1 protein-coding gene is annotated in these 541 nt (G+C 70.6%); it reads left to right on the top strand.

The window, feature by feature from the left end; all coding sequences use genetic code 11:
- A partial coding sequence (locus AC1D01_RS38160; protein ID WP_477875216.1) for an efflux RND transporter permease subunit occupies positions 1-541 on the top strand: 541 nt, incomplete at both ends.

Genomic DNA, 541 nt, shown 5'->3' with positions numbered 1-541 from the left:
CCTCGAACGCGAACCGGCCCAAGGGCGCGATCGAGGACGGCGAGCGCCGCATGCAGATCTACACGCCGCCGCCCGGGCGCAGCGCGGCCGACTACCGCGGGCTGGTGGTGGCCTGGCGCAACAACTCGGCGGTGCGGCTCTCGGACGTGGCCAAGGTGAGCGACGGCGTCGAGAACGTGCGCACGCTGGGCCTGTTCAACGGCCAGCCGGCGGTGATCGTGCTGCTGACACGCCAGCCCGGCGCCAACGTGATCGAGACGGTCGACGGCGTGCGGGCGCTGCTGCCCGAGCTGCGCGCGCAGCTGCCGAGCGACATCGAGCTGCAGGTGGCCTCCGACAGCACCAACTCGATCCGCGCGTCGCTGCGCGAGATCGAGGGCACGCTGGTGATCTCGGTGCTGCTGGTGGTGGTGGTGGTCAGCGTGTTCCTGCGCAGCCTGCGCGCGACCATCGTGCCGGCGGTCGCCACCGTGGTGTCGCTGCTCGGCACCTTCGGCGTGATGTACCTGCTGGGCTACAGCCTGAACAACCTGAGCCTGAT

Source organism: Rhizobacter sp. P3_B12 (assembly GCF_056402895.1).
Note: the sequence above shows the minus strand (reverse complement) of the source record. Positions and strands in the feature narration are given on the sequence as shown.